Raw genomic sequence first — 728 nt, forward strand, 5'->3', positions numbered from 1 at the left:
ATTCCAATACTAAATGTTTGAGAATTATATCATTTTAGAAGAAAAATGAATTATTGTACAATAATAGGGACGTTTTAAAAAGAATGTCTCTAAAATCACTTGAAATAGCGAACAATTCCCCATTTGATGAGATAACAATTTCTCAACAGTGGAATGATTTATTATCGCATATAAAACACCGTAACAATAATAAATAATATGAAAAATAATAAAATTGATGTAGTTGTTACATGGGTAAATGGGAAAGACCCAGCTTGGCTAAAAGAACGTTCAAAGTATCTTTCTTTAAAAGAATCTAATTCTGAAAAATATTTCAGAGATTGGGATACTCTTAGATATTTATTTAGAGGTTTTGAGAAATTTATGCCATGGATAAATAAAATACATTTTGTCACTTGGGGACATTTACCTTATTGGATGAATACAGATTCTGAAAAATTGCATATAGTAAAACATTCTGACTTTTTCGAAAACACAAATCACTTGCCTGTCTTCAATCTAACTCTATAGAAGCGAATTTACACTTAATACCAAACCTTTCAGACATGTTTATATATTTTAATGATGATATGCTAGTGTTGAAACCGATAAAAATAGAACGATATTTCCAAGATGGAAAGCCCTTAGATTTTATACACCAAAGTATACCTAGAAAAGGGTTTTTATATAAATTAATCCGTTCCAATGAAGTTTTTGTTGATATCATGAACAATGAATATAAATATTTA

1 pseudogene is annotated in these 728 nt (G+C 27.7%); it reads left to right on the plus strand.

The features are described 5' to 3' along the window. Positions 1 to 198: 198 nt before the first annotated feature. A pseudogene (locus DXA15_RS27470) lies at positions 199 to 728 on the plus strand (stealth family protein); the annotation flags it as partial.

The organism is Parabacteroides sp. AM58-2XD, from assembly GCF_003463685.1.
In the GTDB taxonomy this organism is placed as follows: Bacteria; Bacteroidota; Bacteroidia; order Bacteroidales; family Tannerellaceae; genus Parabacteroides; species Parabacteroides segnis.